At 62.5% G+C, this 14,121-nt stretch carries 11 protein-coding genes and 2 pseudogenes; 5 read left to right on the top strand and 8 right to left on the bottom strand.

The window, feature by feature from the left end; translation table 11 throughout:
- Window positions 1–57: 57 nt before the first annotated feature.
- From dapF to AC5Y49_RS02815, 3 genes are read right to left on the bottom strand one after another with little or no spacing between them, the layout of a single operon-like run.
- A complete protein-coding gene (dapF, locus tag AC5Y49_RS02825) occupies window positions 58–933 on the bottom strand; it encodes a diaminopimelate epimerase (RefSeq protein ID WP_042911413.1) in 876 nt (291 codons plus the stop codon).
- A gap of 42 nt (window positions 934–975) precedes the next feature.
- Window positions 976–2,049 carry a metal-dependent hydrolase gene (locus tag AC5Y49_RS02820; protein ID WP_232527303.1) on the bottom strand — a complete coding sequence of 358 codons (1,074 nt, stop codon included), beginning with the start codon at window positions 2,047–2,049 and terminating at the stop codon, window positions 976–978.
- The gene (locus tag AC5Y49_RS02815; protein ID WP_051445867.1) at window positions 2,012–2,914 is read right to left on the bottom strand and encodes a hypothetical protein; all 903 of its coding nucleotides are present in this window, start codon (window positions 2,912–2,914) and stop codon (window positions 2,012–2,014) included. Before AC5Y49_RS02815 ends, AC5Y49_RS02820 begins: the two co-directional genes overlap by 38 nt.
- A 203-nt stretch (window positions 2,915–3,117) precedes the next feature.
- Here AC5Y49_RS02815 and AC5Y49_RS02810 point away from each other — a divergent pair, with 203 nt between their 5' ends.
- Both AC5Y49_RS02810 and AC5Y49_RS02805 read left to right on the top strand, forming a co-directional pair.
- Entirely contained in the window at window positions 3,118–4,581 is a 1,464-nt protein-coding gene (locus tag AC5Y49_RS02810) for an FAD-dependent oxidoreductase (RefSeq protein ID WP_051445868.1), read from the top strand.
- A 46-nt stretch (window positions 4,582–4,627) separates the two neighbouring features.
- Entirely contained in the window at window positions 4,628–5,281 is a 654-nt protein-coding gene (locus AC5Y49_RS02805; protein WP_072501267.1) for a TetR/AcrR family transcriptional regulator, read from the top strand.
- On the opposite strand, the gene AC5Y49_RS02800 is transcribed toward AC5Y49_RS02805, so the two are convergent.
- The 3 genes and pseudogenes from AC5Y49_RS02800 to AC5Y49_RS02790 all read right to left on the bottom strand — a co-directional run bounded on the left by AC5Y49_RS02800 (window position 5,271) and on the right by AC5Y49_RS02790 (window position 8,774).
- Window positions 5,271–5,966, bottom strand: a complete 696-nt coding sequence (locus AC5Y49_RS02800) for a TetR/AcrR family transcriptional regulator (protein ID WP_042911415.1) — start codon at window positions 5,964–5,966, stop codon at window positions 5,271–5,273. The two genes, AC5Y49_RS02805 and AC5Y49_RS02800, sit on opposite strands and share 11 nt — an antisense overlap.
- Before the next feature lie 148 nt (window positions 5,967–6,114).
- Window positions 6,115–7,284: an aromatic ring-hydroxylating oxygenase subunit alpha gene (locus tag AC5Y49_RS02795; RefSeq protein ID WP_051445869.1), complete on the bottom strand. Its 1,170-nt coding sequence runs from the start codon at window positions 7,282–7,284 to the stop codon at window positions 6,115–6,117.
- Window positions 7,285–7,784: 500 nt separating this feature from the next.
- Window positions 7,785–8,774, bottom strand: a pseudogene (locus AC5Y49_RS02790) (IS481 family transposase).
- Window positions 8,775–9,230: 456 nt separating this feature from the next.
- Between AC5Y49_RS02790 and AC5Y49_RS02785 the strand changes: the two are divergent.
- Window positions 9,231–9,459, top strand: a pseudogene (locus tag AC5Y49_RS02785) (leucine zipper domain-containing protein); the annotation flags it as partial.
- 680 nt (window positions 9,460–10,139) lie between these two features.
- On the opposite strand, the gene AC5Y49_RS02780 reads toward AC5Y49_RS02785, so the two are convergent.
- The gene (locus AC5Y49_RS02780; protein ID WP_499884277.1) at window positions 10,140–10,715 is read right to left on the bottom strand and encodes a hypothetical protein; all 576 of its coding nucleotides are present in this window, start codon (window positions 10,713–10,715) and stop codon (window positions 10,140–10,142) included.
- A gap of 462 nt (window positions 10,716–11,177) precedes the next feature.
- Here AC5Y49_RS02780 and AC5Y49_RS02775 point away from each other — a divergent pair, with 462 nt between their 5' ends.
- Window positions 11,178–11,738, top strand: coding sequence for a hypothetical protein (locus AC5Y49_RS02775; protein WP_499884276.1), 561 nt, complete (start codon window positions 11,178–11,180; stop codon window positions 11,736–11,738).
- A gap of 1 nt (window position 11,739) precedes the next feature.
- A complete protein-coding gene (locus AC5Y49_RS02770; RefSeq protein WP_499884275.1) occupies window positions 11,740–12,573 on the top strand; it encodes a hypothetical protein in 834 nt (277 codons plus the stop codon).
- Window positions 12,574–12,599: 26 nt separating this feature from the next.
- Here the strand turns inward: AC5Y49_RS02770 and AC5Y49_RS02765 are convergent, their stop codons facing one another.
- The gene (locus tag AC5Y49_RS02765; protein ID WP_499884274.1) at window positions 12,600–13,943 is read right to left on the bottom strand and encodes a hypothetical protein; all 1,344 of its coding nucleotides are present in this window, start codon (window positions 13,941–13,943) and stop codon (window positions 12,600–12,602) included.
- Window positions 13,944–14,121 lie beyond the last annotated feature (178 nt).

Below are 14,121 nucleotides of genomic sequence, written 5' to 3'. Positions count from 1 at the left end.
CGCGGAGCAATCGCGGTTCCCGCTCAGCGATTACCGCTTTGCGTAAGGAACTGATGATCATGCGCTTTGTGCTCGCCACCATGCGTCCGGCAGGCGCCCGTGCGCCATGATGACCGATCGGCCTTGGACGTGAACGGCGGCGTCGGAGACAGTCACAACGACGTCGTCCTCCGGCGTCCGAACGGTGGTCGTGCCGGTGTCGGCGGCCCCGTGATTCAGCGTGGCCAATCCGACAGCCATTGCGCCCGAAGCACTCACACACTGGGCCGGCTCGCCACCGCGAAAGGCCCACATGCGCACGGCGCCCTCGGTCGGTGTAGTGACGAGATCGACGGTCACGTCTTGCGCGGTCCCATAAAGTTCAACGTCAACTTTCGGATGGTCGTTGTCCACGTCGATCCAACCGGCCTCCGCAAGGTCCGGATCCACACAGACCAGGTGTGGCTCGCCGACATCGATGAGCAGCCCTCCTAGACGCCGATCCGCGACGATCGCTCTTCCTGTTCCGCGCACGGTCGCCCTGCGCATTTCAACGATTACATCGGCTGCCGTGCCGTCGACGGCCTGCGCTTCGACGATGTGAGCCCCGGTTGCGGTACCGATGACGAAGCGTCGTCTGCGTTCGAGCCCAAGTACCCAAAGATAGTGCGTGACCAAGCGCAGGCCGTCTCCGCAGGTCTTGGCGATCGAACCGTCGGGATGACGGTGGTCCATGAACCAGTCGTCAGTTGTCACACCACTGGGCAACTCGTCGAATACTCCCGCCTCGCGGGCGGATCCTGCGACAGTTACCCGCAGCACGCCGTCGGCGCCGAGGCCCCGGTGCCGATCGCACACCGCCGACAACGCTGCGCCATCCAACGGTATGGCGGCGGGAAGGTCGCGCAGCAGGATGAAGTCGTTCTGTGCCTCATGGCCTTTGGCGAAGTCCATCGGCTCGCGTCCGCCGCTGCAGAAGTCCCGGCTCGAGTCGCGTCAGGCGCCCACGCCGACGGTGTACCAATGTGCCGCGCTTTTCGGCTCTTCGTCGAACCGCTTGAACCAGCGCCCGGCAAGATCGGGTAGAACTTCTAACTCAGGGTCGTGGTTGGGGCCCTGAGCGATCACCAGACCCTTGAGCATCGCTAACATCTCGCGCTTGGGCACGCCTGCATACGTCGCCTGATCAGGTCGCTGTAGTTCCTTGGCTGCTTTCATGGAGTCGCGTAATGCCTTCACGGAGAATCCCTTCGGAAAGAGTCGCGCAAGCTCCCCGCCGTCTTCGGCGGGTACGTGCTTGCGGAACCCCTCGTGGGCGATGGCAAGGATGGTTCCAAGATGCTTGATGACCGATGGAATTGTCTTGGCCCGGAACCGGAAGTCGTTGCGAATCGCGTTGTACACGACCAGCGCCGAACTGCGGTGCTCGATCTCTTCGACGAAGTGCCACATGAATAATGACGCCACCCGCTCGTCGGCTGGCTCGAACAGTTTGTCGTCGTGGTCGAGGAACACCTTGAAGTACGGCGTGAAGGTCGCTTCGACCACCGCGGTGTAGGCCAGGCGCCAATCCAGCGGTTTTGTGGCCGTCAGCTCGTCATAGGACGCGATGATGTCATCGGCCACCTGCTGCAGACCTGGCCAGCGTCGGCACAGGGCGTTGATATGACGCACGTGGGCCGAGGAATGCTGCGCCTCCTGGCGCAGGTACAGATTGGCTTCCTCGATCGCGGCAGGATCGGTCATCAGCGGGATGGCCTCACGGGTGGCGTCGACCACGAACTTCTCGAACCCGGGTGCGAAAAATGAGATCAGATTGCATTGCATGGCGAACGCGGGACGCTCGGGCTGCCAGTTGAACGGGATGTCATCGCCGCCGAGGTCGAAACGAACGCGGCGGACTTTCAGGTTGGTCATCGAGAAGCCGTCCTCCCTGATCGCAACGTCGCCGGCGATCTTCTGATGACAATACACTATAAAAAATACGTATGCTCTGATTAGCCACCCAGATTTGCCAGGACATCCTCGCCGATCAGCCGTGATGCGCAGGCGCCGGCCTCGGCGAGACATCCGCGTCGGTCGGAGAATTGTCGCGGTTCTGCGTGCGCATGAGGTCGACGAAGCGGTAGCCGACGAATGCGGCAAAGAATCCCATTGTCCACAGGACGACGTTGGCGACCGTGGCGTTGTTGACGGGGTTGAAGTAGTTCTGCAGCGCCAGCACTCCCCAGAACACAATCGGGGCACCGTCGGACCACGCAAGTCGGCGTCGCGCGGCTTTCGCGAGCGAGTCCCGCCCGACCAGGGGAATCATCACGAAGGTGAACACGAGCATGGCCGCGACCACGTAGATCAGCCATCCGCCCGGTGCCGATGGGTCACCGAGGAACATGTCTGCGGCGGGTCGTTCCGCTGAGTGCCCGACCCAGCGGTACACGCCCCACTTCACGCAGAGTTCGTTGCACATCAGCATCATCCACGAGTGGACGAATCCGTACAGGACGCAACGCCATACGTTCTGCCACCACGTCATGGCGCGAGGCTCGACGACCACCCGCCCGTCCAAGGCGAGGTTGACCACGGCGTAGGTGGGCCACAGGATCACTGCCATCAAGATCGGCACCACGAGGGGCACGCTGCCCAGATGCACACTGAACACGGTGATATCGCCGTAGCGAAGGTCGCCCCAGATGAAGCCGCCGTTGCGAATGTTCGTCTCTTCGAATATCCACTCAACCGCCGATGCAACCGCGAAGAACGCGACGATGAGCCTCCAACCGAGGTGCTTCCACATGTGGCCCAGCAGCAGCACGCTCATTGTCAGCACCATCACGAGCATTGCGACGGGTGGCAGTAAATCTCCGCGGGTGGTGACCGACCAGGCGCTCAGTGCGACATAAACCGCGCATGAGGCGGCAATGATCTTGTCCAGCATGCTGTGGCATCCCCTTCCGTAGGCGACAGACCAGAGTTTGTCTCCTTGACGCGGCCGTCCCTGGAACGCGTCGCCGTCGAGCATACGTCTGTCTAGAAATGTATGGCCAGGGTCTTGACTCGGCGGCATGGGCCAGATAAAACAAACAAGTCTGTTGGTTTACTGGCTGAGGAGTGGCGAGTGTGGCAAGTACAGATCACGCGGTGGTGATCGGGGCCAGCGTCGGGGGTTTGTGCGCCGCGCGGGCGCTCCAGGGTCGATTCGGCAAGGTGACGATTCTGGAAGCCGACGTGCTACCCATCGAGCCGGCCGGTCGGCGGGGGACGCCACAGGCGTGGCACAACCACTTCTTGCTCGCTGCCGGTCGGCTAGCGATCGAGAGCCTCTTCCCCGGCTTCACCGACCGCTTGTTGGCGAACGGCGGTTGTGAAATCGATCCGGGTATGCAGGCGGCGAACTGTCTCATCAATGGGTGGGCCCCACGATCCCGAACCGCCATGCGGATGTACTTCGCTTCGCGGCCGATGATTGAACTGACAATCCGCGAGTTCGTCGCGGTTGACACGGACATCACGCTGATCCAGGGATCCCGCGTCACTGGTCTGCTGTCGGCCTCGGATACCGACGGCCCGGTGATCACCGGGGTCTCCTATCGCGACGCGGATGGGAGGGAGCGGGAACTCCTCGCCGATTTTGTTGTGGACGCTGCAGGGCGCGGAAGCAAGGCTGCCAGCTGGATGGCACAGTTCGGCCAGGACGTCGAGGAGATGACACTCGATGCAAAGGTCAGTTACTCGTCGCGCTGGTACCGATGGCCAAAGAATGATCTGCCCTGGTATCGGTTCTTGACCACGTTTCCGAACCCGGACCCTCGTGCGCCAGAGCAACACCAGTACTTGTGTTCGATCTTCCCGATAGAGAACAACTCCTTCATCGCGGTGATGGGATCGTGGGGACTGGATATGCCCAAAGACGTCGAGTCTTACGAAGCGGCGGCCGGCCAGACCCGAACGCGCGAATTCCCTCGGATTCTGCAGGCGTCAGAGCCGCTGTCCGACGTTCACCACACCCGATCAACGCGCAACGTATGGCGCCGGTTCGATCGCCTACGGCGGCCACCCCGTGGATTCATCGCGCTCGGAGACGCGGTGTGCGCGTTCAATCCTATTTATGCTCAAGGTATGTCGTGCGCCTCCACCGCCGCGGTCTATGTGCGCGACCTGTCCGAAACGCTCGATCCATGCTCTGCTGAGTTTCCGACGACGTTCTATGCGGAGCAGGCAAAGTTCCTCAAAGGTGCCTGGACGTTGGCACTGTCACGAGACGGCGGTTACGAGCAAGCGACAGGCACAGAGGCGCTACCCGACGGCATGCGCAAGCGGTTGCTGCGCAGGACTACTTGGCCGTTGTTCCACTTCGTTTCGCAGGCGTGCTGGGAGGACGACGCTGTGCAGTATCACTTCGATCGCGTCTACAACTTGCAGGAGACGGTGTTCGATCTGTTGAAGAATCCGAAGGTTCTGACCGGCCTGGTTCGCTATGCGGCGAAAGCGTCGCTCGGCCTCAGTAAGATTCCGTCCGCAGTCTCGCCCGAACTTCCGCCGCCCGATACCGACTACACGGAGCTTCGCGACAAAGTGATGGGTAAAACACCGGTACTGCAATGAAATACAGCAAGCCAGCATCGTGCAACCCGTATGAGTAGGAATTGACATGGCGCAGGCAGCGCAACAGCGCAGGGCACGCGATCGACACGTTCCGAGGGTTGGTCGCCCGCCGGGACGCAATGGCGAGGAGACCATCTGCCGACTGGTCGAGGCGGCAGTGGTCAACTTCGGCGACCGCGGGTACGCGGGTGCGCGCATGACGGAAATCGCGGCTGCGGCGGGTATCACCCATTCCTCGATCTACCAGTACTTCACCTCCAAGAAGGAGCTCTACCGGGCGGCGTTCGAAGCCGCGCATGCGGAATTGCTGCCCGAGTATGTCGCGGCGATTCAAAAAGCAGACACCCTCAAGGGGCAGATCGGGGCCATCTTCAAGGCGTCGACACTGGTACACGAACGGCATCCGGCGATCACACCTTTTCTCGCGTCAATTCCCGTCGAGCTACGCAGGCATCCCGAACTGCTGGCGTCGCTCCAGGCGGAGAGCAGCCCGATGATGACCGTTGTCCAGGAGATCTTCGACGGCGGCCGCAGACGCGGCGAAATCCCCTCGGGCGCAAGAGATGAGGATATGGTCGTCGCCTTCGTAGGCGCCGCGATGGGCCTCGGCCTCCTCAGCCACGGGATGCCGAACGGCCGCATGGGCGCGGCAGTAGAGATCCTGCTCGAAGCGTTCGACGGGCGCTTCTTTACGGCCTGACCGACGCCGTGCGCTGGAACCAGGAAGCGGACTTGCGTCGTGTGCGACTGGTCGGCGCGGGCGACAAACCGCTCATCGCGCTGGCGAGGCGCGGGTAGACGATGGCGGGGCCGATCCAGCGCGTCAGGAACTGACGCAGGGGTTCACCCTCACGCGGTGGGTGGCCCGGGTCGATCAGCATTGAGTGCAGGATGCGCATGCAGAACTCGGACAGTTGGTTGAGGTCTTCGTCATGGAATCCGTGCTGTTCCCAATTCACGTCGAACCTGTGCAGCATGGCCCGTCCGAAGGTCAGCGCCGTGTCAGAGGTGATCGACACGATGCCACCGCCGCGCTTAGGCCTGCTGAGAAGGAGTCCGATCTGGCTGTCGTGGCCGAGGGTTTCGATGGTGTATGAAATGCCCTCGACCATTGCCCTCACGGGATCGACTTCCCCTCGGAGGTGCTCGGCCAGACGGTCGAGAAAACCGTCGGCCGACCGCATCGCCGTGGCCACGATGAGAGCCTCGGTTCCGGGAAAGTAGCGGTAGACCGTCTGCCGTGTAACGCCCAGAGTGCGCGCGACATCGGCGAGTCTCATCGACGTGCCACGTTCCGCGATGATGTCCTCAGCCGCGTCGAGAATACGGTTGATCGCTTCCTCATCTGACGACGGCGTGTTACCGGACCATCCGTGACTGCGCACCGTTACCCGCCGCTCACGTGCAAGCCCCCGACCGCATGCGGTAATCATATCGGCCAGCGTGTCGTTGGTCGGGCGTCACACGCATGCCGTGGTTCCGGAATGGCCGATGGCGACGGGCCGGGATCGTCGCGTCCAACGTCCACGTCTCCTAGGCCAGCGCCACGCCGAGTTCTTCGGCGAACACCCTAATCATGTGTTGTACGGCAATCTCGTTGCGGCCGATGATCATGTGATCGTGCTGGCCCCTGCGCACGCCCTCGCCGCATTGGGGAAGCATGGCGAAGTCTTCGTCGCGCACCGCGGCGTGCACGGCGTCGTAAATCGTGTCGTAGACGCTGCGCATATCGTCGCTGGTCGCAGGTATGCGCGCCATCCAGGTGTGGCGTACCGTGCAGCGCGTCGGTGAACCGGCGGGCAGCATGTCGATGATCTCAACGCCGACATTGCTATTCGCGAGAATCAAGTTGGGATATATCCAGTAGATGACGCCCATGTTGTCCCGGACGTCCCACGACGCATTCGGGTCGTCCGCGAGGTTGGTTATCCAGGTAAAGGGAAATCCGATCCGATGGTGCTTGCCGTACTCGTCGTAGATAGCGGTGTTGGCCATGGCGTTCATCCCGATGAGTGATTCACCGTGCACGAACGGGAAGTGGTAGCCCTCGGCGAAAGCCTCGAGCGCGCCCTTCCACGAAACCTCCGATTCGAACTCCCGATGATCGTGATAGCCGAACGAGGGGTAGTCGATTTCGGCCAGTTGTGGGGCGAGCTCGCCCAGGTGTGCATCGACGTCGATCGTATCGCCCGCCGTCAACACTGCCCACACGAAGCCGTACCGTTCGTCTGAGGGAAGCTCAAGTAGTCCATAGTCAGCGAAGTCCATGCCGGTGAACCCGGATTTACCTGGCACGCTGGCCAGCTCGCCGTTGTTCTTGTACGTCCACGCGTGGTACGGGCACGTGAATCGGCTCGCGTTACCCGTGCCGCATGCTGGCATTGCGCCACGATGTCGACAGTAGTTGAGAAGGACGTGAGCACGACCGTGCCTGTCGCGCGTCACCAGCAATGAGTCACCGAGAATCGAACGGACCGCGTAGTCGTTCACCTCGGCGATCTGGGCACTGGGCAGAATCGCCAGCGGGGTGCGACGAAGGATCTGCGACTCTTCGATCTCGGTGAGCTTCGCGTCGTTGTAGTAGTGAAGCGGTACTCGCAAGACGTCATCGGCCATGACGGTGGTCTTGGCCACTGCCACCGCCAGTGCCCGCCGGGTGAGATCGTCGGTCAAGAACCGGGTACGGCGTTCAGGGTTGGTCACGTGGGCTGCCTCCAATCGACCATACAGCCATGATTAAATGTATGGTCAGGGAGACTGCGACGTCAAGCCGAAGCGACCGCGCCATTTAGATATTGCTGATTCAAGCTGACACAAACCGCATACCGACGTCGGATTGAGACGGTGTGCAGTAGAGCGGCCAGTCGCACGCCGCGTGTAATCGGGAGCTCTTGCGAGCGCAGTTGCGCTGTCAACCGCGGGGTTGGCTGGGCACAATATGGGCACACTCGGTGTCCATACAGGTCAATTCTGGTGAATCACAATCGATGTCATTCCGCAGCTCAGTGCCGGTTCGACTCACAGACCAGCACCCCGAAACGGGTTCGATTCCCGGCAGATCCACTTCCTCGACTTGAGAGGTTTTATTCGAATCTTTGTCGGCGGGCTCGGAGGCGACGACGGGTGCGGTCGTCACGGGAACGTGCGCTGGCCCAGCTAGCCCTCGTTCCACCGGAGTAGCAACGGCATTGCGGCGTGCCCGGCTAGCTGTACTGACCCGAGGGGTTAGGTACCCGCGTGGCGGGTGGTTGGCCGCCGAGTGCGGTGTGGCCGCGGTGGTGATTATAGGTGTGCAGCCAGAGGCTGAATTTGTTGCAAACGTTCGGCGTCGCTGCGGTAGAGCCGCGCGTAGGCCCATTCGTCGGCCAGGGTGCGGTGGAATCTCTCCAATTTGCCGTTGGTCTGGGACCGATAGGGCCGAGTCCGGCGATGCGTGACGTCCCCGAGCGCATCGCGAAGTGCGTGCGAACGATGGCATGAACCATTGTCGGTCAACACATTTCGGACCGTTATGCCACATTCGGAGAACCAGGAATTTGCCCGGACCCAGAACGCGGCGGCAGTCTCCTTGCGCTCGTCGCTAAGCAGCTCGCTGTAAGCCAAGCGCGAGTAGCCATCAATAGCGGTATGGAGAAAATGATGACCACCCAGCGGGTAGCCGCGCTTGCTGCGCCGGCCAGAACTTTGTCAGCCCACGAGTTGTGATTACCGGCAGTGCGCCCGAGCATGCGCCAGCCGCCACCAGCGGGGATCTTGCCCAGTTTCTTGACATCGATGTGCACGATGTCCCCGCACGCAGCCGGCTCCATCCGACGGACCACATGCCCGGTCGAGCCGTCCAACCAGCGCAGTTTGGCCAACCGATACCGCGTCAGCAACCGATGCACCGTGGACGGATGCAACCCCCACAGATAGGCGATGCGATGCGGTCCCCAGCGGCGCAGCACCCGAACCTTGATGATCCTGCGCTCGGTTCGCGTCGGCGTCTGATTGGGGCTCTGATGCGGGCGCGAGCTGCGATCAGCCATCCCACCGACTCCCTCGCGGCGGTAGCCACCCGCCCACCGACTCGCCGTTGTCGCCGACACCTGAAACCGTTCGGCGGCCCGGCGCAGCGGCCAACCTTCCTCGACGACACAACGGGCCAGCCTCAGGCGACCAGTTTCGGACAGCGGAGCATTATGGTGGACCACGAAGACCTCCTGGTGAGAAATGCGTTCCTAGACAGCTCGCACTTCAATCGGAGGTCTTCGTCATGTCACCACGCCACGCCGTCACCAACGTCCGTGGTCAGTACAGCTAGCTAACATGCCACGTCTGCCTCGCACCCCGGCGTCGCCCCGGCGCCCGGGGGCGATTCGCAGCCGTACTCAAGACGGACCGGAACCGTACTGAGAACGCGCAGATTCGTTGCTTTGCAGGCGATTTGATGCGCCAAAGCGAACTATTTCGCCTGGTCGCGCGAGCGCTGAAAAGGGACTCATAATCCGTTGGTCGCGGGTTCGAGCCCCGCCCGCCCCACTCTGAACATGTATTACCTCGGGTGATGCTTGACGTTTCGTCTTCGGCTGATGCCTGACAGTGTTTCGGCTGATTGTTGACAGTTACTTCGGCTGATCCTTGACACTCCCTGGATGAGGGAGTGAAGCGTGGCTGAGCAGAGGTATCAGGCCGTGATTGGTGATGATGGTCTGTCGATTTCGCAGGTCGCCGAGAAGGTTGTCGCGCCAGACGCTGCATGCGTGGCTGGCGCGCTATGAGGTCGAGGGATTAGAAGGGCTCAAGGATCGGTCGCATCGGCCGGCGCGGTGTCCGCCTTGTTTCACCGAGTTGCTGGCCCTCCTCAGCCAGTCCTCAAGGAGGTTTCCGTACCAAGGGGGGTCGATAATAGCTGCGTCACATGTCGGCAGCACTTCCAATTCCTCAACGCGCCGATTAACCACACGGGTGGATCCGAGCTTGAATCTTTGAGAGATCCATGGGCTTGGATCGATCAGCGTTGCACCAACAGCGATTTCTGCAATGCTGGGGGCGCCGATCAGCAGTGGTGAAGGACCGAGTCGTCTGGCCAACATCTCGGCAGTCTCTCGACTGGAATACCATTCAGCGTGAGCAGGCGATGGGTAAGGCTCCCGAAGGTGTTAGTAGCTATTCGAATCGGCAACGCGCGCTTTGGAAAATTGAGCAAGAAGCGTAGGAAACGCTCCCCGGGAACGACGACACGTTTCCACGAAGCTACTAGGGCCGTCGCGCTCAATAGGTTCCACGACGCTGTGAATGGAGTGCAGGTAGTCGATCGAATTCCAAAAGTCGTGCCGGAGCGGCAGTTCGTCGGTGAGCGGTCTGGTCAATATACTGAAATCCTTGTCCTAAGTTGCTGGTTGTGTAGCTGCTCCTGACTGGGTGATTGAACAACTGATGAAAGACCAAACAACACCGACGACGGCACCGCTAGAGCCAGACGACGTTTGTTGATCATATCGCGAGAGACTGCGCCGTCGAGCCCTGCCGGGCGCCAGCGCCGACGCTGCCAGTAGCGCGCCGCGCTGCGCCGAGATTCACGTTGATCCTTTGGGCTCGATCCGGTCGCCAAGGTCATCTTCGAACGCGGTGAACATGTCCGTGTTTAGCTCCTCTCCTGACTTTCCGTATACCTGGGGTGCTGGGCTCTTTCGATCTAACTTGACGCCCCGCTCGCGGTCCTTGGCGATTACGTTCATGTGATACACGACGCGCTCGAGGGCCGCGCTAGCGCGACGAGCTCCGAGTAGCCACAGCATGCTGTGCAGCGCTCGTACTCTCTGGGTCTGCTCATTGAACGCCTTTCGATCGGCATCGCTCCATTTGTCAAGCGGCGCACGGGTGTTGGCTCCGAGAAAGTCTTGTAATGAGCGCGTCAACGCGATCGCCTCAGCCATGCGCTCGACGAGCTGCGCCTCACGAGCTAAACGCGCATCGGAACCCCGGTCGTTCCTGGCTTCTCTCGCCGCGGCGCGAATCTGCCACCAGACGCCCGCGAGAGCCGCCAATGCGGCAATCGCGGCGATACACGCCGCGATGATCGTTGCCCATGACTGCGGAAGCCCCGTTTCGTGTGGTGACAACTTGTTGACGAGATCGGGTGGCACGTTCACTAAAACGGTCTGGGTCGGCGTAGGAGTGGGGAGCGGTCCTGGAGGAGTGGAAATCGGCAACGGTAAGAGAGTGGGTGTGGGAACTGGCACTGGCGTCGGCGTGATAGATGGCGACGGCGGCATGCAGCGGATGCTATCGGGCTGAGCCGGCGCCTGTGCCAAGGCCGCCGCGCCGCGGGGTAAATGGATGGACGCGGCGGCCGCCACCCCGAGCAGCGAGCAGCGACCACTGGGATGTGACCACGGTGCTTGCCCAAGTGCGAGCGGATACGCTCTACACCGACATCTTGCAGCCGAGGCGATCCCGGCGCTCTCACGGCTGACCTCCATCTCTGGACCGCCTCGAGGCCCACGTGGAGGGGTGGGGCGCGTGCGGAAGCCACTGCGCGTTTCGCCGTCTCGAGTAGGTTACCGCTGAGTCAGCCGCACGTGGCTGTCTGTCGGCGTCGATAAGCTCCCGGCATGTCTCAGTTGCCGATCGGGGCCACCGTTCTGACTTCCGGTGCCGCTGGTGCGTTCGTGACCGTGCTGGTGAACCGATTCCTCGTCGGTCCTCGCCCGGATCTGCGGCTGACGTCATCGACAGCACTGGTCGAGGACATGGAACGTGTGACGCGCAAAAACGAGGGGAACTTCACCGGGTTGGATTGGATGCCGCTGGGGTGGGTGCGCCTCACTAACCATGGTGACGGCACAGCGCACGACGTGCGACTGACCGGTGAACGGTGCCGGCCGCGCGTATGGATCGGGGACTCCGGCGTGAAGCCGTACGCCGGGCGGCCCGTCGAGGCCGAGTACCCGCTGTGGAGCAACATCGTCGCGGCGATCGAACCCGGCGAGTCGGTGAACGTGTGTGTCGTTGCGCGTCATGATCCATCGCAGGCAAAGCCAACTGTCACGGCGACGTGGCCGCGGCTGGCTGGCCGCCGATGGGCCGGAAGCCGTACCGTCAACTTCGACTTCGCCACCGCACGACAGGTGGAGCACGGCATGCCTGGACAGACGGGACTCGGCGAGGCGTGAGATGACCGACCCGAACAGCGCCGACACCGACCGCGACATACGCAGCGAACTGGAACGGGTGCTCGAGATCGGCTCACTTGTGCGCCAGCAGCCCGATCACCATGCCGAGCCCAACAGTGACCTTGCCGACGACGAAGCCCGCTTCCCTGACATCTGGGCTGCGACCGTAGCCCGCCGCGGGCTGCTTTACGCCGTCGAGAACGTCGAGGCCGCGTGCACCCTAGTACTCAATTCGCAGTGGACAACCCCGCAGTTCGCACTCCTGCGGGCAGCGTACGAGTCGGCCGGTGCCGCGGCCTGGCTGCTCGGGCCGCAGGACGTCAACACCCGGCTCGCCCGGCTCATCTGGCAGCACCGCGAGTCGTGGCGGTACTCGGAGAAGGCGTACAGCGGCACACCGATCGATGACGACGGCGAGCACCAGGAACGACAGCTGTGGGCCACCGACGCCGCGCACAAGCTAGGCATCAACCTGGCGACCGGGAAGGCGGGTGGATTCGAGAAGCTGATCGAGTCGATCGACGACCTGCCCGGGTACCCTGAGTCTCTACTCACCGCGTGGCGGATCTGCTCCGGTGTCAGTCACGCGAAGACATGGGCGCTGAGCACGGTGACCACCGAGGTGGACAGCAAGCCGCTGTACAAGCACGGACGGATGAGCGCGCGGGGACCCAACCCCGGTCTATTTCTTACAGACCTCGGCGTTGCGCGGCGGGTGGTGCAGCAAGCCTGGTGCCTGTACCGGATACGCACCACGGCGCGGCCTCACGAAATGACATTGAAGCTGGAGCTGAGGGACCGCGACGGGAACGTGGTGCCGGACGACCGGCGCTGAAGCCCAGGCTCGGTCTGGTTTATCAACTACAGCAAGGTGCGTTCCTGCAACCACTCATCGCGCCAGCGGTGAAACTCAACGGCGAACGTCGAGCAGCGTTCCAGCTCTGCGTGAACCTTCGCACGCTGCTTCTTCGAGGCGTGCTTCTCGACCGACGACCGCCCGCACAGCACCGCCAGCGTCTTCGGGTAGGTCTTCCACTTCAGCACCAGGCGCTTGCTCACGAACGTGAGCAACCCGGACGCAACCGCGCCTGAGTGCTCCGACTCCGGTTCCGACGGGGTGCGCCCGGAATGGATGACGCTGTTGCGGACATCGACGATGTGCTCGCGCCAGCGACCGACCGGACCATCCCCATCAACGTGCCAACTTCCGCCGAGACGGCCTGCATACAGCGACTTGACTCGGTGGGTGATCGAGCTCGCGTCGGCCCACACCTGCGCGGCTTGGGCTGGCGTTTGGCCTTCCTCCCAGAGCATCGCGGCCAAGGTGCTGTCGAGCATCAGCTCGCACGTGATGGCGAGGCTTAGGACCGACGCTCGGCGGTCACCCGCGGAGTGCTCGGCGTACGCGCGAGCGAAGTGATCGCGGATCAATGCGCTGATGCTGCCGCGAGTGAGTTGCCCGAAGATTCTGCCGGCCACGACCGGGTCGATTGACGGCCTTGACGCCAGCCGTGCGGGCAGGTGATCCAGCAGGATGGCGGTCTGCCCCGCATCGAAGCTGACCTGCCCGCCGTCACCGACCGCTCCGAACGCGGCAGGCACGATCGGGTTCAGCGACCGGTAGTGCAGCTCCGGAATTGGAGCCATGGAGACTATCCGCGACGAGCGCACCGCGTCGGCGATCAGCCAGTGCGCGAGCGTAAGCGGATCTACCTTGCCGTCGTGCGGCGGAGTGAGGGCCGCGGCGCGGCTCTTGACCGGGATCAGGACGACTACAGCCGAGCGCTTACGGCCGTGGGAGTCGCTGGGCGGTGGAGCAGGCTGCGGCTCTCCACCGGTGATGCGGGCCAGCGCAGCGGATGCAACCGTCGCATCTTCGATGACAGGATCAGTCCCGTCGGCGGCCACCGACCAAATCGTCAAGCAGCTGAACGGCAGCTGCATCCATTCGTCGTCGAAGTCGGCTGGTGCAGCCCCGCGGATTCGCAGGTAATCGGCGTCGACGCCGATCGGTATCGCCTGCGGTTCCAGCGGAAGTAAGTTTGGCAGCACGAACGAGAAGGCGACCACCCCCTCGAACCGCTGCGGGTTATCCCAGTCCGCATTAACCGGTGGTTCCGGTGCAGCGGCGCCGTCGGTCACGGTCGCAATCGTCGCATGGGTCGAGGAAACCACCAGCCACCCCAGTGGATACGTGAATAACATCGCGCGCAGCTACAGCGCGCCCGGTTTGGCCGTTCGTTGTCTTCGCGTTTGGTTGCCGTTTATTCGGCGAGAATGAGCGGGATTCGAGTGGAGTCGGTCGGTCGTCACAGGGCATCAGCGACAACGATATCGCCTGTGTTGCAAGAAGTTTCGAGACCGCATCGGGGTTTGCGCGGCC

This window comes from Mycobacterium sp. NGS62, assembly GCF_059812285.1.
This window is presented reverse-complemented; position numbering and strand designations above follow the sequence as displayed.

Excerpts from the sequence above, each read along its gene's own strand:
- dapF (WP_042911413.1), bottom strand. The coding sequence starts at position 933 with ATGGACTTCGCCAAAGGCCATGAGGCACAGAACGACTTCATCCTGCTG.
- AC5Y49_RS02820 (WP_232527303.1), bottom strand. The coding sequence starts at position 2,049 with ATGTCTCGCCGAGGCCGGCGCCTGCGCATCACGGCTGATCGGCGAGGA.
- AC5Y49_RS02815 (WP_051445867.1), bottom strand. The coding sequence starts at position 2,914 with ATGCTGGACAAGATCATTGCCGCCTCATGCGCGGTTTATGTCGCACTG.
- AC5Y49_RS02805 (WP_072501267.1), top strand. The coding sequence starts at position 4,628 with ATGGCGCAGGCAGCGCAACAGCGCAGGGCACGCGATCGACACGTTCCG.
- AC5Y49_RS02775 (WP_499884276.1), top strand. The coding sequence starts at position 11,178 with ATGTCTCAGTTGCCGATCGGGGCCACCGTTCTGACTTCCGGTGCCGCT.
- AC5Y49_RS02770 (WP_499884275.1), top strand. The coding sequence starts at position 11,740 with ATGACCGACCCGAACAGCGCCGACACCGACCGCGACATACGCAGCGAA.
- AC5Y49_RS02765 (WP_499884274.1), bottom strand. The coding sequence starts at position 13,943 with ATGTTATTCACGTATCCACTGGGGTGGCTGGTGGTTTCCTCGACCCAT.